The following is a 934-nucleotide window of genomic DNA, read 5'->3' as shown; positions in this document are numbered from 1 at the left end:
TGCACGCGTTCGAGTGCGCCGCGCCGGTGCGCGATCACCCCGGCACGATCGTCGAGCGCGGTGAACAGGTTGCGCGCGATGCGCAGCGACGGTTTCTGGCCGCCTCGACGGGTGATCTCGCGGCGGACCGCGTGTTCGAGGCGGACCGAGCCGAGACGGCGGGTGCGGGTCAGGTCACCGCCGTCGCGGTCGCAGATCACAGTCATCGCTGCGACCCAGGTGCGGGAACGGAACGGCTGGCGCGCGGTGTCCAATGCGGCCGGCCATACGCACTCCAGCAGCGCGCGCAGCTGTTGGATTTGGCTGACCACTTCGACGTTCAACTGCTCGCGGCGGGCACCGAGATGTCGCAGCCGGCCCCAGGTCTCATCGACCGGTTCAGGGACATAACAACGCAGCTGCGCAGTCAACCGGGCGATCAGCACCGCGTCCTTCTCGTCGGTCTTGTCGCAGGTCAAGTCCTCGGCGCGACGTGACCACGAAGTCATCGACGGCTGAACACACACGAACGCCATCCCGCGATCTGCTGCAAGCTGACCCAGCACCCGCCACCGATGCCCGGTCGGCTCACACGCCACCGTCACACCGGCGAAACCCGCGGCGGCTGCCCGCTGGGCCGCCCAGTCCAACGCGGCCCCTAGATCCCATGCCCGGCATCGGAATGTTTTGCGGGCCAATACTTTCGAGTCGTGATCGGTCACTACCACCATCTGTTTCCGGTCGGCCAGATCAATCCCGACGATGGCGTTGTCGGCCGGCACCAACGCCCGAAGACGCGCTAAACGGGCGTTTCGGTTGCGATCACCCCGCGACAAGCCATTACCGTTACCCACGAACGTCCTCCTACTGCGATGGGACACCAAGCCCGACAAGCGCATCAGGAGGACGTTCCCTCGTCCAGACACCCGGCGCATAGAACGTCTTTCTATGCCGC

At 66.1% G+C, this 934-nt stretch carries 1 protein-coding gene; it reads right to left on the bottom strand.

Annotated features, from left to right (window positions below; all coding sequences use genetic code 11):
* On the bottom strand, positions 1-833 hold an 833-nt coding region (locus tag ACLMAL_RS39650; protein WP_412003775.1), incomplete at its 3' end, for an IS110 family transposase.
* Positions 834-934 lie beyond the last annotated feature (101 nt).

It is taken from the genome of Nocardia sp. CWNU-33 (assembly GCF_046764895.1).
Taxonomy (GTDB): domain Bacteria; phylum Actinomycetota; class Actinomycetes; order Mycobacteriales; family Mycobacteriaceae; genus Nocardia.
This window is presented reverse-complemented; position numbering and strand designations above follow the sequence as displayed.